18 protein-coding genes are annotated in these 23,720 nt (G+C 65.9%); 9 read left to right on the forward strand and 9 right to left on the reverse strand.

Features of this window, described 5'->3' with window-relative positions:
• Positions 1-186 precede the first annotated feature (186 nt).
• The gene (locus ASF04_RS20860) at positions 187-2,526 is read right to left on the reverse strand and encodes a GNVR domain-containing protein (RefSeq protein ID WP_056146228.1); all 2,340 of its coding nucleotides are present in this window, start codon (positions 2,524-2,526) and stop codon (positions 187-189) included.
• A 9-nt stretch (positions 2,527-2,535) separates the two neighbouring features.
• Complete coding sequence (locus ASF04_RS20865; protein ID WP_229205146.1) at positions 2,536-3,918, reverse strand: polysaccharide biosynthesis/export family protein; 1,383 nt, start codon at positions 3,916-3,918, stop codon at positions 2,536-2,538.
• Positions 3,919-4,311: 393 nt separating this feature from the next.
• On the opposite strand from ASF04_RS20865, the gene ASF04_RS27635 reads away from it, so the two are divergent.
• Entirely contained in the window at positions 4,312-4,476 is a 165-nt protein-coding gene (locus ASF04_RS27635; RefSeq protein ID WP_156368726.1) for a hypothetical protein, read from the forward strand.
• A gap of 7 nt (positions 4,477-4,483) precedes the next feature.
• Here ASF04_RS27635 and ASF04_RS20870 read toward each other — a convergent pair whose 3' ends face one another.
• Positions 4,484-4,705: a helix-turn-helix transcriptional regulator gene (locus tag ASF04_RS20870; RefSeq protein WP_082488913.1), complete on the reverse strand. Its 222-nt coding sequence runs from the start codon at positions 4,703-4,705 to the stop codon at positions 4,484-4,486.
• Positions 4,706-4,723: 18 nt separating this feature from the next.
• Positions 4,724-4,921: a hypothetical protein gene (locus ASF04_RS27640; RefSeq protein ID WP_156368727.1), complete on the reverse strand. Its 198-nt coding sequence runs from the start codon at positions 4,919-4,921 to the stop codon at positions 4,724-4,726.
• On the opposite strand from ASF04_RS27640, the gene ASF04_RS20875 reads away from it, so the two are divergent.
• The gene (locus ASF04_RS20875; protein WP_056146234.1) at positions 4,908-5,411 is read left to right on the forward strand and encodes a hypothetical protein; all 504 of its coding nucleotides are present in this window, start codon (positions 4,908-4,910) and stop codon (positions 5,409-5,411) included. The two genes, ASF04_RS27640 and ASF04_RS20875, sit on opposite strands and share 14 nt — an antisense overlap.
• Before the next feature lie 30 nt (positions 5,412-5,441).
• A complete protein-coding gene (locus tag ASF04_RS26995) occupies positions 5,442-6,413 on the forward strand; it encodes an ectonucleotide pyrophosphatase/phosphodiesterase (RefSeq protein WP_082488914.1) in 972 nt (323 codons plus the stop codon).
• A 78-nt stretch (positions 6,414-6,491) separates the two neighbouring features.
• Here ASF04_RS26995 and ASF04_RS20885 read toward each other — a convergent pair whose 3' ends face one another.
• The gene (locus ASF04_RS20885) at positions 6,492-7,412 is read right to left on the reverse strand and encodes a LysR family transcriptional regulator (protein ID WP_056146240.1); all 921 of its coding nucleotides are present in this window, start codon (positions 7,410-7,412) and stop codon (positions 6,492-6,494) included.
• Positions 7,413-7,519: 107 nt separating this feature from the next.
• Here ASF04_RS20885 and ASF04_RS20890 point away from each other — a divergent pair, with 107 nt between their 5' ends.
• From ASF04_RS20890 to ASF04_RS20910, 5 genes are all read left to right on the forward strand, one after another.
• Positions 7,520-8,959 carry an NAD-dependent succinate-semialdehyde dehydrogenase gene (locus ASF04_RS20890; protein ID WP_056146242.1) on the forward strand — a complete coding sequence of 480 codons (1,440 nt, stop codon included), beginning with the start codon at positions 7,520-7,522 and terminating at the stop codon, positions 8,957-8,959.
• A gap of 218 nt (positions 8,960-9,177) precedes the next feature.
• A complete protein-coding gene (locus ASF04_RS20895) occupies positions 9,178-9,684 on the forward strand; it encodes a (2Fe-2S)-binding protein (protein ID WP_056146246.1) in 507 nt (168 codons plus the stop codon).
• Positions 9,681-11,885: a molybdopterin cofactor-binding domain-containing protein gene (locus ASF04_RS20900; RefSeq protein WP_056146248.1), complete on the forward strand. Its 2,205-nt coding sequence runs from the start codon at positions 9,681-9,683 to the stop codon at positions 11,883-11,885. Before ASF04_RS20895 ends, ASF04_RS20900 begins: the two co-directional genes overlap by 4 nt.
• On the forward strand, positions 11,882-13,186 hold the full coding sequence (locus ASF04_RS20905; protein ID WP_056146251.1) for a c-type cytochrome: 1,305 nt from the start codon (positions 11,882-11,884) through the stop codon (positions 13,184-13,186). The genes ASF04_RS20900 and ASF04_RS20905 overlap by 4 nt, the downstream gene beginning before the upstream one ends.
• A 203-nt stretch (positions 13,187-13,389) precedes the next feature.
• Positions 13,390-14,370, forward strand: a complete 981-nt coding sequence (locus tag ASF04_RS20910) for an NAD(P)H-quinone oxidoreductase (RefSeq protein ID WP_056146254.1) — start codon at positions 13,390-13,392, stop codon at positions 14,368-14,370.
• 46 nt (positions 14,371-14,416) lie between these two features.
• On the opposite strand, the gene ASF04_RS20915 is transcribed toward ASF04_RS20910, so the two are convergent.
• The 3 genes from ASF04_RS20915 to ASF04_RS20925 all read right to left on the reverse strand — a co-directional run bounded on the left by ASF04_RS20915 (position 14,417) and on the right by ASF04_RS20925 (position 21,012).
• The gene (locus ASF04_RS20915) at positions 14,417-15,031 is read right to left on the reverse strand and encodes a glutathione S-transferase family protein (protein ID WP_056146257.1); all 615 of its coding nucleotides are present in this window, start codon (positions 15,029-15,031) and stop codon (positions 14,417-14,419) included.
• A 60-nt stretch (positions 15,032-15,091) separates the two neighbouring features.
• Positions 15,092-17,698 carry an EAL domain-containing protein gene (locus ASF04_RS20920; RefSeq protein WP_056146260.1) on the reverse strand — a complete coding sequence of 869 codons (2,607 nt, stop codon included), beginning with the start codon at positions 17,696-17,698 and terminating at the stop codon, positions 15,092-15,094.
• A 296-nt stretch (positions 17,699-17,994) separates the two neighbouring features.
• Positions 17,995-21,012, reverse strand: coding sequence for a PAS domain S-box protein (locus ASF04_RS20925; protein ID WP_056146262.1), 3,018 nt, complete (start codon positions 21,010-21,012; stop codon positions 17,995-17,997).
• Between the two features lie 168 nt (positions 21,013-21,180).
• On the opposite strand from ASF04_RS20925, the gene fur reads away from it, so the two are divergent.
• Entirely contained in the window at positions 21,181-21,633 is a 453-nt protein-coding gene (gene fur, locus ASF04_RS20930) for a ferric iron uptake transcriptional regulator (RefSeq protein ID WP_056146266.1), read from the forward strand.
• Positions 21,634-21,752: 119 nt separating this feature from the next.
• Here fur and ASF04_RS20935 read toward each other — a convergent pair whose 3' ends face one another.
• The gene (locus ASF04_RS20935; protein ID WP_056146270.1) at positions 21,753-23,720 is read right to left on the reverse strand and encodes a bifunctional diguanylate cyclase/phosphodiesterase; all 1,968 of its coding nucleotides are present in this window, start codon (positions 23,718-23,720) and stop codon (positions 21,753-21,755) included.

The following is a 23,720-nucleotide window of genomic DNA, read 5'->3' on the forward strand; positions in this document are numbered from 1 at the left end:
AAAGTAAATGAGCAAGGTTTGATCGGCGTCAAGTTCTATAGTTCAATGCTTTCAGAAAAAAAGTTCTGACAAGGTTTTTATAATGCAAATAGATATGCTTTTGAGCAAGTTAATACTCAGTAAACATGCGGCTTGCAGCCAAAAAGAGAGACGAAGTCGGGCACGAAAAAATTTTATGTTTTGGCGTCAAACATCGTTGAACACCACCCCGCGCGGCGCGATGCCGGCATGGTTGAGACGCTTGACCGCAGCTCCCAATTGGACCTCGGTAGTGACACCAGCACGCGCCACCACGAACACGGACCCGGCACTGGCGCCCACCACCAGCGCGTCGGCGGCCGTCAGCACCGGTGGTGCCGTCACCAGTACCACGTCGTAGCGCGCGCCGAGACGCGCCAGTACGTCAGCAAACAGCCCCGGCTGCAACAACTCGGCCTGGTGCGGAACGGCGCCACCGGCAGCGATGAAGTCGAGCCGGGGTGCCACCTCGGCGCGCAGCGCCTGGTGCGGCTGCAACATACCGGCCAGGCAATCGGCCAGCCCGGCCGCACGGTCGAGGCCGAAGTGTTCGTGCAGCGTGCCATCGCGCAGGTCGGCATCGACCAGCAGCGTGCGCTGGCCGCCAGCCGCCAGCAGCAGCGCCAGGTTGACCGAGACAAAGGCCGCGCCGACCTCGCGCGTGGGACCCAGGCAGCACACGACATTGTTACGGCTGTGCGGCAGCACGAATTGCAACGTGGCGCGGAAAGCGCGCAGACTCTCGGCGGCAACGTCGTCGGACGCCGCATGTGCCAGCAGCAGCGAGGCCGGCAACTGCTGGTCGGCTTGGAGAGAGAGGCCACTTTTGCGCGCGCGCCGCGCGTGCTGGCGCAACCGGTCCTGGCTGCGGCTATGGGGAATGATCGCGTGCACGGTGTTCGGCCCCAGCAGTGCTTCGATGCGTTCGGCGGCGTCGATGCCGCCGCGCACGGCGCGCCAGGCCAGCGCCAGCAGCGCGCCGAGGAACACGCCGCTCACCATGCCCAGCATCACGATCAGCGGCCGGTTGGGCTTGAGCGTGTTCTCGGGCGCCACCGGCATGTCCACCATGCGCACGGTACCGATGCTGCCCACCGCCATCAGCCGCAACTGCTGCGCCGTGTTGAGTAATTCAGTATAGAGGTTGGAGCTGACCTTGACGTCGCGCTCGAGCCGCACCTGCTCTTGCTCGATGCGCGGCAGGCGCTTGATACGGGTTTCCAGTGCGGCAATTTCGCGGTCGTTCTCGCGCATTTGCTGCGCTACCGCCTGCAACACCGGGTGCTCGTCGGTGAAGCGGCCCAACAACTCGGCGCGCTTTTGCACCAGCGTGCTGCGCCGTGCCTGCGACGCCGCCAGCGTATCGAGCGCAATGCGCACCTCCTGGGTCAGGTCGATGGTGTCGTGGCCGCTGCGAAAGCCGTTGTAGCTGGCCTCGGCCGCTTCCAGTTGCTGCTTGGCCACCGGCAACTGGCGATCGAGGAAGGCCAGCGTCTTTTGTACCTCCTCGGTGCGGCGCGCCAGGTTTTGCCGCATGTATTCGCGGCCGATCTCGCTCAGCGTGGCATACACCTGCTGCGGATCGCTGCCCTGCAAGGTGACCGAAATAATGCCCGACAGCTTGCCCTGCTCGGAAATCTGTAACGCGCGCTGCACGCTCTCGAGCGCTGCCAGCCGCGAAGTACGGCGCAGCAGGTAACGGGTACCGGGCGCGCCGCGCAGCCGCGTGACCAGCAATTCCACGACGTCCGGCGCGCTTGCCCCGATTTTTCGCGCTGCTCTTGCCATTCCGGCTGAATCCGCCGCTACAGCCTCTACAGCCCCTATAGCCGCAGGTATTTCCAGCCGCGCCAGTTGCCCCACCCTGCCCTCAAGCAAAGTGCGGCCGGCGCTGTCGGCCAGGCGCCAGCGTTCGCCGCCGAGCGCGGTGATACGGAACTGGCGGCCGTACCACTGGCTGGGCACATCGAACACGGCAACGTCGATCTTTTCGCCACCCCATGCATAGCCGCCGCGCTCGAACAGGCCAGGCGCCGACAGCTGACCGCCCCGGCGCTGGGCGATCCACTCGCCGCCGAGCGGAAAATAGCGCGGCCGCGCGTGGATATAGAGGCGCAGGGTATCGACTGCCGGCGCCACTACCAGCCGCGAGCGCAGCAGCTCCATCTCGGCAATCGCCGCCTTCTTGGTCTCGAACAGCGACGACACTTCGTTGAGAATGTTCTTCGAGGCGTTGGGCTGTTCTTCCTCCACATGCAACAGCATATTGGCTTGATAGACGGGTGGCGCCACCAGCGCATAGCCCAGCGCCGCCAGCGTACACAGCGCGGTGACCGTCACAATCAGCCAGCGCCGTGCAGCCAGTGCACGGAACCAGGCGCGCCAGGCCAGCATGGTCGGATCGGGCGGTGCCGGCGGCGCCGGGTGCTCGATCAGGCGGGCTGGCTGCGCCACGCCTGGCAGCGGGCGCAGCATGCGGGAAGTGTCGGCGTCGCGTGGCGTATCCATGTGAGACTCCTATGGCCTGGTGGTCACGCCGACGGCTGAAGACAGTTCGCCCGGGAACAACTGGCTAATCGCCCGGTGCCAGTTGGTCAGCATGGAGGCGGCCACATACACGACGTCGCGCGGCTGCAACTCGAACTGCTCGGCCAGGGCCAGCGCGCTGGCCGACCGGGCGTCGAGCCGGAAGACCAGCGGCCCGCGCGGCGCTGAAGGCGCCGCCGATGCGTCCGCGCCAGCCGTGACGAGCCCGTTTGGACCGTTAAGCTCGTTAAGCTCGTTAAGCGAGCCCGGTGAACCAGTCATGTACGCAGTGTCGCCCTGCTGTGCGCGGCGCACCACGTACACCTGGCCAGCATCCGCACTTTGCGGATTGAGCCCCCCGGCCTCACCCAGCGCCTCGCCCAGGCTGAGGCGGCCGTCGTGCATGGTGAGTGCGCGCGGCGACAGTACTTCGCCTACCACGAATACCTTGTTCTCGTCGCGCGGCGGCGCCCGGACCACGTCGCCGTCGGCCAGCAACATCGCGCCCGGATACCCTTGGTATGGCAGCAGTCCTGGCGACTGGCCAGGTGCCGGGCTGGCTGACCGGTCTGGCGCCTGCGGCGGCCCGCCACGCATTGCCGCCACCAGGTCGATGCGGTACCGTCGTCCAGCGCGCTCGACCGTGATGCGGCTCTGGTCGGCGGTGGGCAGCAGGCCGCCGGCGCGGTTGAGCGCTTCAAGCAGTGTCATTGGAATGTCGTTGATCGGCTGCGGGCCGGGCGTGCGCACCTGGCCATCGACATACACGCGCTGGCTGCGGTAGGCCATCACCGTGACTGTCACGCGCGGCGCGCGGAAGTAGCGCGCCAGCCGCTGTGCCAGGCTGTCGCGCGCCTCTTCGCGGGTGAGCCCGGCCAGCGGCACGGCGCCGGCAAACGGAAAGTGCAATTGCCCCTGCTGATCGATGACAAACGTGGCCGGCGGTGGGCCGATCTGGCCGTCCAGGTTGTCGGACCGCGACGGCAGGCCGGCGCCGGTCAGTTCCGGATGGTCCCATACAGTGATGGACAGCACGTCGCCAACGCCGAGCCGGTACTGGCCACCGTTGCTTGCGCCAGGCGCCAGGAAAGCCCCGGCACTGCCGGCTACCGGCCAGGTACGGCGATAGGCACCAGCACCAGCCTCAGCCGTCGCCTCACCAACGGAAACGGGTTGCGTGGAAGTGGGGGGCGTACCAGGGCCAGGAACAAGGACACCGCCGCCTCCGCCAGCATCGCGCAGCAGGCGCTGCTCGGCCAGCCACTGTGCCGTAATCGGGATCACTTCCGCATCGCCGGGCGCCGGCGCGCGATGCGAGGTGCCGGCGCAGCCGGCCAGGCAAAACAACAATACTGCATACAGGAATTTCGCCATCGCAGCCTCCCGGACCAACGACCAGCGTAGTGGGCGCGCGCCAGCATGGCCTTGTCCGAGATCAAACGCGCCTGCGCGCAAACACCACAAAACTCGAGCTATCAACGTTATAGCTTCGGTCGGCTAATGGTTACCTGAGCCTGGCCGTCAACCTCAACAACGTCACCGGCAAAAAGTTACCTGACCAGCCTGTACTGGACCCAGAGTTACTATGCTGCACCGCGCAACGGCAGCGCCACGCTGACCTAGGACTTATTGATGTGGTCGAAGCATCCGGCCTGAAAATACCAGCTATCCGATAAAACAGCTTCCCTTCTGCCCCGCTACGGCCTACTCTGAATGTAAGAAAGCGCGGGACGCTTGTGCGTACCAGCCATACAGAAGGAGACAATCATGGTCACGATCAAGATCGCTGCAATTATCGGCATGCTGCTGCTGGCAGCCATGCTCGTACAAGGCCTGGTGTTCGCTCCAGCCACCACGGTAACGGCCGCAGAACAGACCCAGCACCAGCCTGCCATCGACCTCGACGGCATGCGGCGCGCGTTCCGCGCCTGACCGGCCCTTACTCCCGCACCGCCAGCAAGGTCCCCAGCAACGCCACGTTGTTAATGTCGAGCTTGTTGAAAATGGCCTTGATCTGGGTGCGGATGGTTTCCGGCGAGCGGTGCAGCTGGGTCGCCACTTCCTTGTGAGTCAGGCCGCCGGCCAGCAGGCGGGCGACCAGGAACTCGCGTTCGCTCAGCGTATCGACCGCTTCGGCCGCACGCGCTTTCAGGAACAACACGTCCTGCTCGCGGCTGCACTACAAGATCACCCCCTCGTGCATCAGCGTGCGCGGCCCGTTGCCGTCTCCGACCAGTCGCGCCAGCAGCGCTGGCGGCAATCGGCCCGGATCGTCGCGGCCCCAGGCGGACGTCACACATGACCTGAAACGTTCGTCGGCGTGGTACAGCACGCCGCGCTGGTCGGCAATCGCCACCGACCACTTGGCCCGCACCACGCCCGACCGCCTGACCCGGATCGACATCCTGGCCGACCATGAAGATGCCCACGGGCCATGGGTGCGCAAGGTGTATGACAATGCTCCGGACGTGATCGAACGATGGCAAGTGAGCTCGCGCGCAATGGGCACGACCAGCCAGGATGCCGCGCGGGACTGGACGCTGCCGCGCCGGGTAGGCACCATCCGCGCCGGCCTGGGCGCGATCTGGATGGGCGCCGGCGCCACCATCTATAAAGTGAGCGGCAACACCGTCACCATGTTTTCCGGCTTCAAGGGCACGGTCATAATGGACACTGCGTCCCTGCTCTGCCTGAGCAGCAACGATATCCTGGATGCCCGCCACGACGCTCCCCTCACCTCGCCGCAGGCAGTTTCGATGACGGCCTCCGGCAGGTACTGCGCGGACGACCTCAACCAGGCGCTGTACATCCTCACCATCGCACCGGGGATGCTCAGGCATGCGGCGATCAGGATTATTCCGTTGTGAGAGGATAGGCAGTACTCTCCGGTTTGGCAGATGGACACCATCACCAATGACGTCATCATGACGTCACGTCCTTTGCCTACACTATCCGCCATGAAAATCCTGCCTGCCCTGCTCCTGTTTCTGTCCCTGGCCGCCGCCACTGCTAACGCCAAGCCGGCGCGTCCCGTCATCCTGGTGTCAATCGACGGCTTTCGTGCCGAGTACCTGGACCGTGGCGTGACGCCCAACCTGGCCCGGCTGGCGGCCGGCGGCGTGCGCGCCGTGGCGATGCGTCCTTCATTCCCGTCGATTACCTTTCCCAACCATTACACGCTGGTCACCGGTCTGCGGCCCGACCATCACGGCATCGTCGAGAACGAGATGAACGATGTCGCCATTCCGGGCCAGCACTTCACCCTAAAAAACCGCGCGGCCGTCATCGACCGCCGCTGGTGGGACCAGGCCGAGCCGGTATGGGTGACCGCCGAGCGCCACGGCGTACGCAGCGCGACGCTGTTCTGGCCCGGGTCCGAAGCGGATATCCGGGGCGTGCGCCCCACCGTCTCGCCCAGGTTCGATGGCAAACTGCCGGCCGATGCGCGCGTGGACTTGCTGCTATCGTGGCTGGACCGCCCGGCCGATCAGCGCTTCGGCTTCATGACCCTGTATTTCGACGATGTGGACCACGCCGGCCACGACTTCGGCCCGGACGCGCCACAGACCACCACCGCGCTGGCCGTGGTGGACCGCGCCATCGCACGCCTGCAGGATGGCTTGGCCGCCAGGCAGGTGGAAGCCGACCTGGTGATCGTCTCCGACCACGGCATGGCGGCATTGAGCCATCGCCAGGCTCAAAGGCGGCAACCACGGCTACGACAACGCCGTCCCCGAAATGGCCGCGATCTTCATCGCCACCGGTCCCGCGTTCAAGCGCGGCGTGGTGCTGCCGGCGTTCGACAATGTCGATGTGTACACGCTCGTGATGCGCCTGCTCAATCTCGCGCCGCTGCCGTCCGATGGTGATATCGCGCCGCTGTTGCCGGCGCTGGCAGCTCCGCAATAAACCAATCACGCCACTGATACAGGCCTGCCAGCTACGCCTTACGCCAATGCCCACACCGGCGGCTGCCCGATGGCCGCGCGCAGCGCATCAAGCAGCACCGTCACGCGTGCCGGCGGCTGGCGCAGCGCCCGCAACGCGTGGATACCGGTGGTGGCGCACGGCTGCTGCGACCATTCGGGAAACAGCTGGCGCAGCTGGCCGGCCTTGATATCGGGCCCCACCACCCAGTCCGGCAAGTACGCAATCCCCATCCCCTCGTGTGCGGCCAGGCGCATCGCCTCGAAATCGTCGCAGGCGAATACCGGCTGACCACCGCAGGCGCGCGCCGGGTGCCCCAGCACGTCGGTCCAGCCCAGTAAATCCGCGCCATGCAGCTTGTCGATCAGGCGATGGCAGCCGATGTCGTTGACTGCGGCCGGTGCGCCCGCGCGCTCCAGGTAGGCCGGGCTGGCGCACAGGATGCGGGTCTGGGTGGCCAGGCGGCTGGCGATCAGCGTGCTGTCGGCCAGGTCGCCGATGCGGATCACCAGGTCCAGGCGCTCGGCCACCGGGTCCGCCAGCCGTTCCGTCAAATCCAGTTCCAGCCGCAGGTCGGGATACTGGCTGGCCAGTTGCCCCATCACCGGCAGCACGTAGCGCTTGCCGAAGGTGGGAAAGCACGCCACCCGCAGAATGCCCGTCACCGCGCCCTTCATCGAAGCGAGTTCCTGCTGGGCGTCGGCCAGCGCGTCGAGGATCTGGCGCGCGCGTATCAGCAGCGCTTCGCCGGCATCGGTGAGCGTGAGCAGCCGCGTGGAGCGCAGGAAAAGCGGCGACTCCAGGTGCTCTTCCAGCATGTCGATCTGGCGGCCGATGGACGACGGCGTGCGGCCGCGCCGGCGGCCCGCGCCGGAAAAACTGCCCTCGCGTGCGACATCGACGAACACGCCGAGAAATTCCGCGAATTTTTCTGATTGCATCTTTGCGTTCCTTGCATAGCTGTTGTGGGACGGCGCCCGCTTATCACGCACGCCGTCCGGTTTTACGCTTCTTCCCACGGCACTTCAACTCCACCAAGGAAAAAATCATGCGTACTTTAAATTATGACCAACTCGCGCTGTTCATCGACGGCGCCTGGCTCGATGCGGGCAACCGCGACACCGCGCCCGTCGCCAACCCCGCCAGCGGCGCCATCCTGGGCCGCGTGCCGCTCGCCACCGCCGCCGACCTGGACCTGGCCTTGACTACCGCGCGCACCGCCTTCGACGTCTGGCGCCACACCGTGCCGGCCGAACGCTCGCGCATCCTGCGCCAGGGGGCCACGCTGATGCGCGAGCGCGCCGAGCACATCGCCACCCTGATGACGCTCGAGGAAGGCAAGCCGCTGGCCGAAAGCCGCGACGAAGTGCTGCGCGCGGCCGAATACTTCGAGTGGTTCGCCGAGGAGGCGCGCCGCATCGATGGCCGCGTGGTGCCGTCCAACCGTCCCGGCGTGCAGCAACTGGTCAAGCGCCAGGCGATCGGCCCAGTGGCCGCCTTCACGCCGTGGAACTTCCCGGCCATCACCCCGGCCCGCAAGCTGTCGGCGGCGCTGGCTGCCGGCTGCAGCGTGATCCTGAAACCGGGCGAGGAAAGCCCGGCCACCGCGCTGGCGCTGGCACGCTGCCTGGACGACGCCGGCCTGCCCAAGGGCGTGCTGCAAGTGGTGTTCGGCGTGCCGGACATGGTGTCCGCCAGGCTGATCGCCTCGCCGGTGATCCGCAAGGTGGCGTTCACCGGCTCGGTGCCGGTGGGCCGGCTGCTGTCGGAACGGGCCGCCGCCGGCGTCAAGCCGATCACGCTGGAACTGGGCGGCCATGGTCCGGTCCTGGTGTTCGACGATGCCGATATCGAGGCCGCCGCGGTCGGCGGTGCGGCCAACCGCTTTCGCGGCACCGGCCAGATCTGCATCTCGTCCACCCGCTTCCTGGTCCAGCGCGGCGTGTACGACCAGTTTGTCGAACGCTTCGTCGCCGCCACCGGCGCGCTGGTGATCGGCGACGGCATGGCGTCGCAAACGCAGGTTGGCCCACTGGCCAATCCCCGTCAACTGGCCAAAATGGAGGCCCTGGTTGCGGACGCCGTCGAACAGGGCGCCACCGTGCTGGCCGGCGGCAAACGCATCGACCGCCCCGGCTATTTTTTCGAGCCCACCGTGCTGGTCGACGTGCCGATGACGGCGCGCATCATGCATGAAGAACCATTCGGTCCGATCGCCGTGCTGCTGCCGTTCGATACCCTCGCCGACGGCCTGGCGGAAGCCAACCGCCTGCCCTACGCCCTGTCGGCATATGCCTTTACGACGAATGCCCGCACCGCGCTCGACGTGGGCGACGGCCTGGAAGCGGGCATGATCGGGATTAACCAGTACCGCATCGTCGCCACCGAACTACCGTTCGGCGGCATGAAGGAAAGCGGCCATGGTTCCGAAGGCGGCGCCGAGGGCATCGGTCACTATCTGACAAATAAATTCATCAGCCAGGCCTAAGAGCGCCCGGCAAAGCCTTCAGAGCAAGGCGCAGCGACGAAGACAGTACGCTAGTACGGCGAGGCGCTGCAACGCAGCTATGGAGGCTTTGTCGGGCGCTCCTAACAGCATTTGTGCAAAAGGCGCATAACGGCTTATTACCAACGGCCAGTTATCGCCTTGTCAAAACATTGTTACGCTCAAAAACGAATGGAACACCAACTTTGAGGAGCAGGACAATGGCGCAAACGCTAAGGGTGAACGGCCACGAACATGTCGTGGATGTCGAGGGCAGCACGCCGCTGCTGTGGGTGATACGCGACGTGATCGGCATGACCGGCACCAAGTTCGGCTGCGGCATCGCCCAGTGCGGCGCCTGCACCGTGCACGTGGACGGCAACCCGGTGCGCTCGTGCGTGCTGCCCGTGTCCAGCGTCGGCAACCGCGAGGTGACCACCATCGAAGCGGTCGGCGCCACCGACAGCGGCAAACGCATCCAGGATGCGTGGCTGGCGGTGGACGTGGTCCAATGCGGTTACTGCCAGTCGGGCCAGATCATGTCGGCCGCCGCGCTGCTCGAGCGCACGCCCAATCCCACCGATGCCGATATCGACGCCGCCATGTCCGGCAATATCTGCCGCTGCGCCACCTACGTACGCATCCGCGCCGCCATCAAGCAGGCGGCCACCGGCAAGATCGTGGTCACGCAAGCCATTCCCGTTGCCGCAATCGGAGGCCGCAAATGAGCCACGTCATTGACACCGTTTCGACCGGGCGCCGCCAGTTGCTGAAAGCTGCGGGACTGTCGGTGGCCTTCGTGTGGCTGGCCACGCCCAAGACCGCCCTCGGCGCGGTCACCCCGCACCGCCAGCCCGGCGATGCCAGGGCGGCAGCGGCCGACGGCGCGCCTGCGTTTGCCCCCAACGCCTTTGTGCGCATCGACGCCAGCGGCGCCATCCGCCTGGTGATGCCGATGGTGGAAATGGGCCAGGCCATCTACACCGGTTCGTGCATGCTGCTGGCCGAAGAACTGGACGTGGGCCTGGACCAGATCCAGGTCGAACACGCGCCGGCCAGCGACGAACTGTATGGCATGAAGCTGCTCAAGGGGCAAATCACCGGCGGCTCCACCAGCACCCGCAGCACCTTCACCGAACTGCGCACGGCAGGCGCCATCGCCCGCACGCTGCTGGTATCGGCGGCCGCCGCGAAGTGGAAGGTGGCGCCCGGCGACTGCGTGGTGGAGCGTGGCATGATCCGGCACCAGGCCAGCGGCAGGACGCTCACCTACGGCCAGGTGGCTGCCGCCGCCAGCCGGTTGCCCGACCCCGGCAACGTCAAACTCAAGTCGCCCGGCGAGTTCCGCCTGATCGGCAAACCGATGGCGCGCCTCGATTCGGCCGACAAGGTGGCCGGTACCACAAAATTCGGCATCGACGTCAGCGTGCCCGGCATGCGGGTGGCGACAGTGAAGGCCTGCCCCACTTTCGGCGGCAGGCTGGTAAAGTTCGACGACCGCGCCACGCGAGCCGTGCCCGGCGTGATCGATGTGCTCAGGATAGCCAACGCGGTGGCCGTGGTGGCCGTGCATTTCGGCGCGGCCAAACGCGGCATGGAGCTGCTCGACATCGAATGGGACCGGGGCGCCAATGCCAGGCTGACCACGCGCGACCTGCGCGCCGGCCTGGCTGCCAGCCAGGCCAGCGGCAAGGCCATCGTCGGGCGCGAAGCAGGCACGCGCCCGCAAGGCGAATTGATCGAAGCGACCTACAAGCTGCCGATGCTGGCCCACGCCACCATGGAGCCGCTCAACGCCACCGTCCACGTCACCGCCGACCGCTGCGAGATCTGGGCCGGCACCCAGGTACCGACCCGGGTGGTCGCCAATGCCGCAAAAATTACCGGCCTGGCGGTGGAACAGGTGGTGCTGCACCCGCAATACCTGGGCGGCGGCTTCGGCCGCCGGCTCGAGAGCGACTACGTGGACCAGGCGGTGATGTTCGCCAAACTGGTCAAGTATCCGCTCAAGATCATCTGGACCCGCGAAGAAGACATCGGCCATGACATCGTGCGCCCGATGTACCACGACGTGATTTCGGCGGTGGTGGACGCCAAGGGCATGCCGGTGTGGTACGGCGACCGCATTTGCAGCGCCACCGTGTTGGGACGCTGGCGGCCGGGTGGCATGCGCCCGAACGGTCTCGATGGCGACGCCATCGAATGCGTGGCCGACATGCCCTATGCCATCCCCAACATGAAGGTGGAATGGGTACGCCACGACATGCCGCCCGGTTTGCTGGTCGGCTGGTGGCGCGGCGTGGGCGCGCTGCACAACCTGTTCATCGTCGAGAGCTTTTTCGATGAACTGGCCCACCGCGCCAAGACCGATCCGGTCGCATGGCGCCGCGCCCTGCTGCGCCACAATCCGCGTGCCTCCGCAGTGCTGGACCTCGCCGCAGCCAAGATGGGCTGGGGCGCCGCCCTGCCCCCGCGCGTGGGCCGTGGCGTGGCGCTGGGCGAGCCATTCGGCAGCAAGGTATGCGCCATGGTGGAAGTGGAGGTTACGCCTGCCGGCGACGTGCGCCTGCGGCGCGCCGTGGTGGCGGTCGATTGTGGCATCCCTGTCAACACCGGCTCGATCGAAGCGCAGATCCAGGGCGGGCTGCTGTTCGGCCTGTCCGCCGCGCTGTTCAATGAAGTGACCATCGCCAACGGCGCCATCGAGCAAAGCAATTTCAATGACTATCGCATGATCAGGATGAACGAAACGCCCGACGTGGAAGTCCACATCGTCCACAACACCGAGGCGCCCGGCGGCATCGGCGAAGTGGGCACGGCCATTGCCGCACCGGCACTGGCCAACGCAATCTTTGCGGCTACCGGCGTGCGCCTGCGCGAACTGCCGATCCGCCGCGAGCTGCTGGCACAAAAAGGGAGCAAGGCATGAAACCCATCCTGATCCTGGCGCCCGTGTGCGCCGCCATCCTCGGTACGGCCGCTTACTTCTACCTCACCCGTTCCGATCCCACCCCGGGTACGGCGCCGGTATTGGCCGGCGCGCCGGCGTCCGCGTCGAAAATCGTGCGCGGCGCATACCTGGCCAAGGCAGCCGATTGCGTGGCGTGCCACACCGTCTCCGGCGGCAAGCCGTTCGCCGGCGGCCTGCCGTTCAAGCTGCCGTTCGGCACCCTGTACTCGTCCAACATCACGGCCGACCAGAAGACCGGCATCGGCAACTACAGCGACGACGACTTCGTGCGTGCGCTGCACGACGGCGTGCGCCACGACGGCAAGCGGCTCTACCCGGCCTTCCCGTACACGTCGTATTCGCTGCTGAGCCGCGAGGATGCGCTGGCGATCAAGGCGTATTTATTCAGCCTGCCCAAGGTTACGCAGGAGACGCCGACACCGGACCTGGCGTTCCCGTTCAACCAGCGCTGGGCAATGGGCTTCTGGAACGCCGTGTTTTTCAAGAGCGAGCGTTTCAAGCCCGCGCCTGACAAATCTGCGAAATGGAACAGCGGCGCCTACCTGGCGATCGCGCTGGCACACTGCGCCGAGTGCCACACGCCGCGCAACATCGGCTTCGCGCTCGACCACCGCAATGAACTGAGCGGCGCCGTGGTCAACGGCTGGCAGGCGCCCAATATCACGCCCGACCCGGTCCACGGCATCGGCAAATGGACCGACGCCGAGTTGTACCAGTACCTGCGCGCCGGCCACGCACCGGGCCACGGCGCGGCCTCGGGACCGATGCGCGAAGCCGTGGAAAACAGCCTGCAATACCTGGACCCGGCCGATATCCGCAACCTGGTCACCTACCTGCGCAGCGTGCCGCCACGCACCGGCGACAATCCGATCGTGGTCAATCCCAAACCGGACAGCGTGGCTGCGGCAGGCCCGTACGCACCGGCACCGGGCACCCCGGCCAACCTCAAAGACGGCCTGCGCCTGTTCGAAAGCAGCTGCGCCAGCTGCCATCAATGGAACGGCGCCGGCCCGCAATCGCAGTACGCCGCGCTGCTGGGCGCGCGCTCGGTAAACGACCCGTCAGGCCGCAACGTGGTGCAAATGATCCTGTCCGGCACCCGCGCCCAGATCGCCGGCGCGGAAGTGTTCATGCCGTCGTTCCGTGCGTCGTTCACCGACGACGAGATCGCGCAGTTGAGCAACTACGTGATTTACCAGTTCGGGGGCAAGCAGGGCAAGGTGACGGCGGCGGATGTAGCGAAACATCGCCAGCAATAAGCACAACAACTCCGCGTCAAAGAACGGCGGCAAAAACAAAAGCGAGAGCACGACGCAGGAAGATGTGGCGCGGCCGCGTGGGCTGGCGGTGAACTGCCACCACTTGTGCGCGGTGTGCACAGCGGTTAGTCGGCAGGGGCAGATTATCAAACCGGTGGTTCGTCGTTAAGCTCGATTCACCTCTACTTTTTCAGGAACCCATCATGAAAGCCATCACCTTCGACAAATTTGGCGCCAGCGACGTCCTCACACTGGGCGACGTGCCCGAACCAATACTGCGTCCCGACGACCTGATCGTGCGCACCCACGCGGCCGGCGTCAATCGCGCCGACCTCACCCACCGGCGCGGCGGCTATGGCTGGCCCGACTTCGGCGACTCCACCATCATGGGCCTGGAAATCGCCGGCGAGGTGATTGCCGTCGGCGCCAACGTCAAGGACTTCAAGTTCGGCGACCGCGTGATGGGCATCGTCGGTGGCGGCGCGTATGCCGAAGTCTCTCGCATCGACCACCGCATGGCGATGCCGATTCCCGCAGGCCTCGACTATATCCAGGCGGCGGCAATCACCGAAGTCTTCGTCACCGCGCACGAAGCCTTGCTCCACCTGGGCAGGCTGGAAAAAGGCGAAACGGTGCTGATCCACGCCGGCGCCGGCGGCGTGGGCGGCGCGGCCGTGCAGCTGGCGCGCGCGGCCGGCGCCACCGTGATCACGACCGCGCAGGCAAGCGCCCACGACCTGGTGCGCCGCATGGGCGCCCACCACGCCATCGACTATGAGCATGAAGACTTCGCGCAGGTGGTGGCAACGCTGACCGACAACTGCGGCGTGGACGTGATCCTCGACTTCATCGGCGCGCCGTACTTCGAGCGCAACGTCAATGCGCTGAACTTCGGCGGGCGCCTGGTGCAGATCGGGATCATGGGCGGCATCGAGAACGCAAAAATCCCGCTCGACCGCCTGCTGTACCGCCACCTCCACATCATCGGCACGGTGATGAAGTCGCGCAGCCAGGAAGTCAAGCACGCCATGTCGCGCCGCTTCAAGGAACGCTGGCTGTCGCAGTTCGGCAAGGATGGCCTGACCCCGGTCATCGACAGCGTCTTCCCGCTGTCCCAGGCCGGCGCCGCGCAGCAGCGCATGGAAGATGGTCTGAATGTCGGGAAGATCGTGTTGACCATGTAGGCTCAACGACTCGGGCACGAACCGGAAGCGAGGGGTCAGTGCAGCATCAACCCTCGGTCGCCGCCATCGCCTTCTGCCACGCCGGACGCGCTTCGATGGCGGCGGTGAAGGCTTGCAGGCGCGGCCAGCGGCGGCCTTCGGGCTGTTTGACGGCGATGCCGACCGGGAAGCTGAGCATGATGTCGGCGCCGGTCAGGCTGTCGCCGATGAAGTAGCCCGATGGTTCGAGGATGCTTTCCAGGTAGTCGAAATGGTTCGTCACTTCGCTGTCGATGCGACCGTGCAGCGGCACGCCGCCGTCGCCCAGGCGCGAAACGTAAATGCGCAGCAGCAGCGGGATCATGGCCGAGCCTTCGGCGAAGTGCATCAGTTGCAGGTGGCGCAGCGCGGCGGGCGTGCCGGCCGCCGGTTGCAGCGCGCCCTTGCCGTAGCGGTCCAGCAGGTACTGGACGATGGCGCCCGATTCCTCGATCAGCACACCGTCGTCTTCAAGCAGCGGCGATTTGCCCAGCGGGTGGATGGCCTTGAGTTCGGGCGGGGCGAAATTGGTGATGGCGTCGCGCTGGTAGCGTACCAGTTCGTACGGCAGTCCCAGTTCTTCGAGCAGCCAGACGATGCGCTGCGAGCGGCTTTTGTTGAGATGGTGTACGCGAATAGCCATGTATGTCTTCCTGTCTGCATAAACGTTGGAAAACGATTGTACAACAGCGGTTACGCCGGCTCAGGCGGCAATCAAATCGGCGGGATTGAGCATCAACGCCAGCCGCTCCGGCGGCAACGGACGGCTGATCAAATAGCCCTGCAATTCGTCGCAGCCGTTCTCGGACAGGAAGCTGCGCTGCTGCTCGGTCTCCACGCCCTCGGCGATCACGCGCAGCTTCAGGCGGTGCGCCAGGCCGATGATGGAGCTGGCGATGGCCTCGTCGCCGTCGCTGCGGCCCAGGTCGCGCACGAAGGACTTGTCGATCTTGAGGGTGCTGATCGGGAACGACTTCAAGGCCGACAGGCTCGAATAGCCGGTGCCGAAGTCGTCGATCGACAGGAACACGCCCATCGCCCGCAACTGCCCCATCTTTTCCACCGCCTGCGCCAGGTCGCGCATGATCACGCCTTCGGTCACTTCCAGCTCCAGCCAGCGCGGCTCCATGCCGCTGTCGGCCAGCGCGCGCGCCACGCGGTCCACCAGGCCCTGCTCCTCGAACTGGCGCGGCGAGACGTTGACGGAGATGCGCAGCGGCGCCAGGCCGGCGTCCTGCCAGGCCTGGTTCTGGAAGCAGGCGGTGCGCAGCACCCATTCGCCGAGCGCCACGATCATGCCGCTTTCCTCGGCCAGCGGGATGAAGCGATCGGGCCCGATCACGCCGCGCGCCGGATCGTCCCAGCGCACCAGCGCCTCGCAGCCGAAGATGCGGCCGCTGCGCATGTCCACCTTGGGCTGGTACATCAGGTGGAACTGCTGCAGGTCGAGGGCGACGCGCAACCCTTCCATCAGGCGCAGCTTTTCCTCGATATTGACGTTCATTTCGCGGGTGTAGAACTGGTAATTGTTCTTGCCCAGGTCCTTGGCCCGGTACATGGCGGCGTCGGCATGCATCAGCAGGGTTTCGGCGTCGCCGCCATCGTGCGGATAGACGGCCACGCCGATGCTGCAGCTGACCTGCACCTCCTGCCCTGCCACGCACATCGATTGCAGCACCGCGTGGCGCACGCGCTCGATCACGGCGGTTGCGCGCGCCGACTGGTCGGCGCCCTCGGCATCGAGCATCAGCACGAATTCGTCGCCGCCGAAACGGCCCACCGTGTCGCCGGCGCGCACGCAGCCCGCCATGCGCTCGGCCACCACCTTGAGCAGTTCGTCGCCGGCGTTGTGGCCCAGGCCATCGTTGACCAGCTTGAAGCCATCGAGGTCGATAAACGCGACCATCACGGAGCCGCCATCGGCCACCATCTGGCTCAGACGCTCGGTGATGCGGATACGGTTGGGCAGGCCGGTGAGGTTGTCGTGGTGGGCCAGGTGCAGCATGTGTTCCTCGGCCAGCTTGCGCTCGGTGATGTCGCGCACGATGGCAACGATGCCGCCTTCCACCGACACCACCTGCTTCTGCATCCAGCGCGGGTAGCGCGGCTGGGTGGTATTTTCCCATTCGCGCTCATGCACACCGCCGTCCTCGCTGGCCTGCACCAGCAACTGGAACATGCCGCCCTTGCGCGCTTCCGGGATCATTTCCAGCAGCGTCATCGAACACAATTCGGCGCGCGACATGCCGGTCATGCGCTCGGCGCGGGCATTGACGTCGATGAAGCGGAAGTCGGTGATGGCATTGCCGGCGTCGCGCAATTCGCGCAGCACGAAGAAGGCGTCCAGGCTGGCGGCAGAAGCGGCAGCAAAGGTTTCGCGCGCACGGCGCACGCGGGTGCGGTTGCGCGCGCCCTGCCAGGCCCAGATCCACAGCAGCACAGTGCCCACGATCAGCACCAGGCTGACCATGGCCATGACCCACAGCTTGTCGCGCGTCTCGCGCTCGAACGGCGCCATCTGTTCGTTCTCGTCGAGGCCCGCCACCACCCGCAGCGGCACCTGGTGCAGCTCGCGCGCGGCGGCAAAGCGCTTCACGCCGTCGTCCACATCGGCACCACCGGCAGGCAGTTGCTGGCCGTACGACACCTGGTCGCCCACGCGCAGCGCGCGCACCACGTCGTCGGCGCCGACCAGCGCCAGCATGCCGCGTTCACCCAGGCGGCTGCGCTCGTAGTCGCTGGTGAAATAGGCGGGATCGGTTTCCAGCATGACGATGCCGGCGAAATTGCCACGGGCGTCGTCCAGCCTGCGCGTGAAATGCAGGTGGGCGTCGGACTTGACGGCGTCGCGCTGGGCGTGGCTGACAAAAATGCCGCCGCTGTCGCGCTGCTGGTGATACAGGAAATAGGCCTGATCGGCCACCGAGAGCGGTTGCGCGCGCGGATTGCTGGCCACCACCATGCCGTCGCGATCGGCCATGCTCACGGCGAACACCATGCTGGGGGGCAGCAGGCCTTCGCGCGCGAGCTCGGTCAGCGCACCCGGCGAACCGCTGCGCTCGACCGCGTACTTCATCACGCGCAGGGTCTGGTCGATGCTGTCCACGCTGCGCGCCACTTGCGCCTCGTAGGTGCCCAATATTTCGCCTACCGTGTTGACGGCAGCGGCGCGGGCGCGTTCGCGGCCCTGCTCGATGTCGTGCCAAGACAGCAGCCACAGGCCGGCCAGCAGCGCCAGCGCGAACAGCGGCAGCGAGATATAGGTATCGAGCCCGCGGCGCAGCCAGCGCGCAAACAGTTGAACGATCATGTGAAGCTCCTCGCCCATGCCACGGGCCTACCGGCGAACGCGCGCGGGCGGGCCCGGACGGGCGTCTGCACTAACTAAAAAATGGGGGGCAGGAATTCGGACGGGCCGCATCAATGCGGCCCTGCGCAACCAGCCGGAGCCGGGCGCGATGAGGTGTTACCAGCACTACCCAATGGCCAATTTCATGCCATACGGAAATATACCAAAGATTCTCACCAAAAACCACCAATTGTTTGATAGAAATACACCAATAGTTACTTTGTATTACTAAACCAGCGGGATTTTGGCACCCCTGGTCAGATGCGTGCCAGCGCTTCCACCAGTTGGTCGATGCTGAACGGCTTGAGCAGCAATTGCGCGCCATCGAGCATGGATCTCGGCGTCTGACCGCTGGCAAAAATCACCCGCAGGCCTGGTCGCAACGCCAGCGCGCGCGCGGCCAGTACCTCGCCCGACAGGTCGGGCAGCGAAATATCGGTGAGCATGATGTCGAACTCGCCACCGTCCAGCGCGGCCAAGGCGCTGGAAGCGTCGCCGCAGGCGCTGACCTGGTGGCCCAGCAGTTCGAGCAGTTCGGCGGTGGTCTCGCGCAGTTCCGGTTCGTCCTCGACCAGCAGGATGCGGCGGCCGGCGTCCCGGTGGCCGGCACTCCGGCGGCCGGCGTCCCGGTGGCCGGCATCCCGGTGGCCGGCGTCCCGGTGGCCGTCATCCGGCTGCCCTGCAGGCTCGCCGGGCATCTGATCAGGCGCCATCGTCGCCGTTACAGAGGTGGCCGCCATGTCGGTCGTATCCGCCGATGTATCGGCCGCGTCGCCAGCTTCCGCCAGTTCGGCATGTTCAGCCATCTCCGGCGCCTCGACCACCTCCGTCCTGCGCGTCAACTGGGCCAGCATCGCTGCTGCCGGCTGCGCCGCCAGTTGCGCCGCATGCTGGCGGTTGGCCAGGACATGGCGCACCTTGCGCGCCAGCGCTTCGCGGGTGTACGGCTTGCCCAGCAAGTCCACGCCGGCGTCGAGTCGGCCGCCATGGACGATGGCGTTCTCGGTGTACCCGGAGGTAAACAGCACGGCGATGCCGGGCAGGCGTTCGCGCGCCTTGCGCGCCAGTTCGGGACTGCGCAACGGGCCGGGCATCACCACGTCGGTAAACAGCAGGTCGATCGGCATGCCGCTGTCGATGATGGACAGCGCGCTGGCGGCGTCGTTTGCCTTTAAAACCCGGTAACCGAGTTCGCCCAGCATTTCGACCACGGTGGCGCGCACGCCTTCGTCATCTTCTGCCACCAGGATGGTCTCCTGGCCGCCGACCACGGCGCGCATTTCCGGCGGCGCCGGGGCGTCCTCGATATCGGTGGAGCGCGGCAGGTACAGTTTGACCGTGGTGCCGCAACCGGGCTCGCTGTAGATCTGCACGTGGCCGCCGGACTGGCGCACGAAGCCATACACCATCGACAGTCCCAGGCCGCTGCCCTTGCCTTCGGGCTTGGTGGAAAAGAACGGGTCGAAGGCCTGCGCCATGATCTCGGGCGACATGCCGGTGCCGGTGTCGCTGACGGCGATCATCACGTACTGGCCGGGAGACAGTTCCGGGTGGTTCCGTGCGTAGTGGTCGTCGAGCATGGCGTTGCCTACCTCGATGGTGAGCTTGCCGACGCCGTCCATGGCGTCGCGCGCGTTGATGCACAGGTTGAGCACCGCGTTTTCCACCTGGGCGGTATCGACCAGCGTGTTCCACAGACCGCCCGAGATCACGGTTTCCACCTCGATTTCCTCGCCCAGGCTGCGCCGCAGCATGTCTTCCATGCCGGCGATGAAGCGGCCGATGCGCACCACGCGCGGATCGAGCGCCTGGCGCCGGCCGAACGCCAGCAGGTAGCTGGCCAGCTTGGCGCCACGGGTGACGCCGGCCAGCGCCTGTTCCACGCGGCGCTGGGCGCGCGGCATGTCGGCCACGTCGGCAGCCAGCAGTTGCAGATTGCCGGAGATGACCTGCAACAGGTTGTTGAAGTCGTGCGCCACGCCGCCCGTGAGCTTGCCGATCGCTTCCATCTTCTGCGCCTGCTGCAATTTGAGCGACGTGCGGCGCATCTCTTCGGCGGCCGCCCGTTCCGCCGTCATGTCGCGGCCCACGGCGTGGATGAAGCCCTCGTCCGGCACGGCGGTCCAGGACAGGATGGCATGGCCGCCGCCCTTGCGCAGCGTGCGGTTCTCGAATTTGAAGGTGCTGTGACCCTGCGCCAGCGAGTCCATTTCGGCAATCGACGACTGGGCGTCGTCCGGGTGGATGATCTTGTGGATCGAGGTACCGATGATTTCTGCCTCGTCCCAGCCCAGCAGGCGGGTAAAGGCCGGATTGGCGGCGGTGATCCAGCCGTCGAGCGTGGTCACCAGCATGACATCGGTGGCGTGGCGCCACATGCGGTCGCGCTCCGCCGTGCGCTCGGCCACTTGCAGCTGCAATTTGCTGGCGGTGGCTTTCTGGTCCTCGATATCGGTGCTGGTGCCTACCCAGCGCTGCACCACGCCGTTGTCGTCGATGATGGGCATGGCGCGCACGATGTGCCAGCGCCAGGCGCCGTCCGCGCGGCGAATCCGGTATTCGACCTCGAAATTCTGCGCGGTGGCGACCGAGGCGCGCCAGGCAGCGGCCACCTTCTCGCTGTCGTCGCCGTGGACGATGACGGTCCAGGCATCGCCGGTCAACTGGCCGGGCTGGGTGCCGGAATAGCGGTACACCTGCTCGTTGAACCAGTTGAGCGAACCGTCGGCGTCGGCCGACCACACCTGGCTGGGAATCGCCTGGGCCAGGGTGCGGAAGGTATTTTCGCTGGCGCGCAGCTGCTGCTCGGCGCGGATCTTGTCGGTGGTGTCCACCACCACCACCAGCACCCCGCACGGCTTGCCCGCTTCGTCCAGGATCGGTGCGTAGTCGAGGTTCATCCACACCTGCTCCGGTTTGCCGGAGCGCAGCAGCGTCATTTCCTGGTCCTTGTACCCCAGCGTGCCGCCGGCCAGCGCCACCCGGATCACGTAGTCGTTATGCTCGGCCACCTCGGGCCACGACTCGCGCACGTTGGAACCGAGCGACATCGGGTGGCGGCGGCCGGCAAACTCGGAATAGCCGTCGTTATAAATCATCACACCGTCCTCGCCCAGCAGCGCCACCATCGGCAGCGTGGAGCGCAACATGGTCGACACGGTGGTCTTGAGCGATTGTGGCCAGGTGTCGATGGCGCCCAGCGCGGTACCGGCCCAGTCGTAGGAGGCGATGATCTGCGCGATGTGGCCGCCGCCGTTGAGGAAGGGATAGTTCACGAGGTTACTGGCTTGTATGCGGTAAGGAACGGAGACCGTCGATTATAGGACGTCGCCGCCTGAAAAAGGTGGTGCGCAAGCCAATCGTACGTTGCAGAGGAAACAAATACCCGCTATAGTGCGAATAAGAATCATTATCATTTCTTAGTACTGTTGCCGACCAACCGCATGGATATTCCACAAGAACTCCGTAAACTGGGCCTCAAGGCCACCCTGCCCCGCCTGCGCATCCTGCAGCTGTTCCAGGAATCGAAGTCCAAGCACATGAATGCCGACGATGTCTATCGTCTGCTGCATGACGAGGGGATCGACATGGGACTGGCCACCGTGTACCGGGTGCTGATGCAGTTTGCCGATGCCGGCATCCTGATCCGCCGCCATTTCGAATCGGTGGCCTCGGTCTTCGAACTCAATGAAGGCGGCCACCACGACCACCTGATCTGCACCAACTGCGGCAAGATGGAGGAATTCCTCGACGCCGACATCGAGCAGCGCCAGGAAGCCGTGGCCAGGGAGCGCAACTTCGTGCTGCACGAGCACTCGCTGTCGCTGTACGGTTTTTGCGGTGACTGCGCCGACACATTAAAGCCTGGCATGGGCAAACGCTTCCGCCGCAACTGAACGCCTGAAAAACCTCCAGCGCGGCGTTGCAGCTCCTTGCCGTACTAACGTACTGTCTTCGTCGCTGCGCCTTGCTCTGGAGGTTTTGTCAGGGCGTTCAGTTGACGCGATGGAGCGCTTTACGCCGCCTGCAGGTGCAGGCCGTCCTCGATAAAACGCCGCGCCATCGCGGCGGGCAGTGGGCGGGCGTAGCAATAGCCCTGGATTTCGTCGCAGCGCCAGGCGGCCAGCATGGTGCGCTGCTGTTCGGTCTCCACGCCTTCGGCGATCACGGTCAGTCCGAGGCTGTGACCGAGGCTGATGGTGGCCTGGACGATCGTGCTTTGCTCGCTCACGGTATGCATATTGCGCACGAACGACTGGTCGATCTTGAGCTTGTGGATCGGGAAGCGCGACAGGTACGCCAGGCTGGAATAACCGGTGCCGAAATCGTCGATGGCCAGTTTCAATCCCAGGCCACGCAGCCGGTGCAGCAGCGCAATCGCCATTTCGGCGTTTTCCACCATCACGCTCTCGGTAATTTCCAGCTCGATCGACGACGGTTCCACACCGGTGGCGGCCAGCACGCCTTCCAGGTGCGCCAGGAAGCCCGGTGCGGCAAACTGGCGCGGCGAGATATTGATCGCCACCTGCACCGCCTGGCCGGTTTCGCGGTGCCATTCGGCGGCCTGGCGGCAGCCCTCCTCGATCACCCATTTTCCGATCGGCACGATCAGGCCCGATTCCTCCGCCATGGGAATGAAATCGGCGGGCGAGATCAGCTGTCCCATGCGGCGCCAGCGCAGCAGCGCCTCGAAACCCACCAGGCGGCCGTCGCGCAAACCTTGCTGCGGCTGGTAATGCAGTTCCAGTTCGTCGCGTTCGATGGCGTGGCGCAGCAGCGCTTCCATGTCCAGCCGCTCGCCGGTTTGCGCCGTCAGTTCCGGGCCATAGGTGACCAGGCTGTCGCCGCCGGCCTTGCGCGCCGCCTGCAACGCGGCATCGGCATGGCGCAGCAGCGCCTGCGGCGACTGGCCGTGCAGCGGATAGCTGGCCGCGCCCAGGCTCAATGTGGTGAAAATCTCGTGGCCTTCGCAGTCGTAGGGATTGCGCACTTCCTCGCGCAGGCCGGCCAGCGCCAGCTCGAATTCCACGCTGTCGCAGCCCACCCGGTACAGGATGGCGAAATTGGCGCCGTCGAGGCGGAACACTTCACCGCCGCTGCGCTCGGCCGCCAGCCGCAAACGGGCCGCCAGTCCCACCATCACGCGGTCGCCGAAAGCGTGGCCGAAGCCGCCGATAATGCGCGAAAAGCGGTCGATGGTGCCCAGTACCACGGCGTGGCGGCCGCTGCTCGCGGGCTGGGCGGCCAGCGTGTGCAGCCTGGCCTCGAAGGCGCGGCGGTGCGGCAGTCCGGTGAGCGGGTCGTGGCCGGCCAGGTGTTTGAGTTCATCCTCCACCCGCACCCGTGCCCGGACGTGGTACAGCAGGAACAGGCCTGTGAGCACGGCCAGCACATCGAAAATGTGGATCAGCGCGGTGATCGAGGAAATGCTGCGGCCAGCCAGCGTGCCGTTGTCGTACAGCGCTTCCTGGACCCGCAGCTGCATCGCATCGACTTGCGTGCGCAGCGCCTTGACGTCGTCGTTCATCGTCACCAGCAGGCGGCGCGCGGCCTCGGAATGCGCATCGGCTTTGGCATCGGTATCGGCGCCCACCAGGCGCTCGAATTCGGGCGCCATGGCGACGATGCGCAGGGTGCCGTCGCGCAATACGCCCAGCTCCGGGCCATCGCCCAGGCTGGGCCGCAGTTGCCCCAGTGTGGAATCGAGTTCGCTGCGGCCCATGCGTTCCAGGAAGCGGAAGCGGTCCGGCGTAATCGACTCCGTGTATCGTTTATCGAACGCCAGCTGGTACCGCAGCAGCGCACTCTCGAAATCGCCGAGGTAGCGCAGCTGCGGGATGATCACAGTGAGCAGCGGCGTCTCGTTGCGGCGGATGGTGTTGGCGGTCCTCTCCATCGCCGCCGACAGCGCGAGGCTGGCAGCGATAACCAGCAGCAGCATGATGTATATGACATGGCGCGAACGGCTGGCGGAGGGTTGCAT

Origin of the sequence: Duganella sp. Leaf61 (genome assembly GCF_001421905.1) — a bacterium.
GTDB classification, from domain to species: domain Bacteria; phylum Pseudomonadota; class Gammaproteobacteria; order Burkholderiales; family Burkholderiaceae_D; genus Rugamonas; species Rugamonas zoogloeoides.

Bases quoted from the DNA above. Each gene is read 5' to 3' on its own strand.
- ASF04_RS20860 (WP_056146228.1), bottom strand. From the start codon at position 2,526: ATGGATACGCCACGCGACGCCGACACTTCCCGCATGCTGCGCCCGCTG.
- ASF04_RS20865 (WP_229205146.1), bottom strand. From the start codon at position 3,918: ATGGCGAAATTCCTGTATGCAGTATTGTTGTTTTGCCTGGCCGGCTGC.
- ASF04_RS27635 (WP_156368726.1), top strand. From the start codon at position 4,312: ATGGTCACGATCAAGATCGCTGCAATTATCGGCATGCTGCTGCTGGCA.
- ASF04_RS26995 (WP_082488914.1), top strand. From the start codon at position 5,442: ATGGACACCATCACCAATGACGTCATCATGACGTCACGTCCTTTGCCT.
- ASF04_RS20885 (WP_056146240.1), bottom strand. From the start codon at position 7,412: ATGCAATCAGAAAAATTCGCGGAATTTCTCGGCGTGTTCGTCGATGTC.
- ASF04_RS20890 (WP_056146242.1), top strand. From the start codon at position 7,520: ATGCGTACTTTAAATTATGACCAACTCGCGCTGTTCATCGACGGCGCC.
- ASF04_RS20895 (WP_056146246.1), top strand. From the start codon at position 9,178: ATGGCGCAAACGCTAAGGGTGAACGGCCACGAACATGTCGTGGATGTC.
- ASF04_RS20900 (WP_056146248.1), top strand. From the start codon at position 9,681: ATGAGCCACGTCATTGACACCGTTTCGACCGGGCGCCGCCAGTTGCTG.
- ASF04_RS20905 (WP_056146251.1), top strand. From the start codon at position 11,882: ATGAAACCCATCCTGATCCTGGCGCCCGTGTGCGCCGCCATCCTCGGT.
- ASF04_RS20910 (WP_056146254.1), top strand. From the start codon at position 13,390: ATGAAAGCCATCACCTTCGACAAATTTGGCGCCAGCGACGTCCTCACA.
- ASF04_RS20915 (WP_056146257.1), bottom strand. From the start codon at position 15,031: ATGGCTATTCGCGTACACCATCTCAACAAAAGCCGCTCGCAGCGCATC.
- ASF04_RS20920 (WP_056146260.1), bottom strand. From the start codon at position 17,698: ATGATCGTTCAACTGTTTGCGCGCTGGCTGCGCCGCGGGCTCGATACC.
- fur (WP_056146266.1), top strand. From the start codon at position 21,181: ATGGATATTCCACAAGAACTCCGTAAACTGGGCCTCAAGGCCACCCTG.
- ASF04_RS20935 (WP_056146270.1), bottom strand. From the start codon at position 23,720: ATGCAACCCTCCGCCAGCCGTTCGCGCCATGTCATATACATCATGCTG.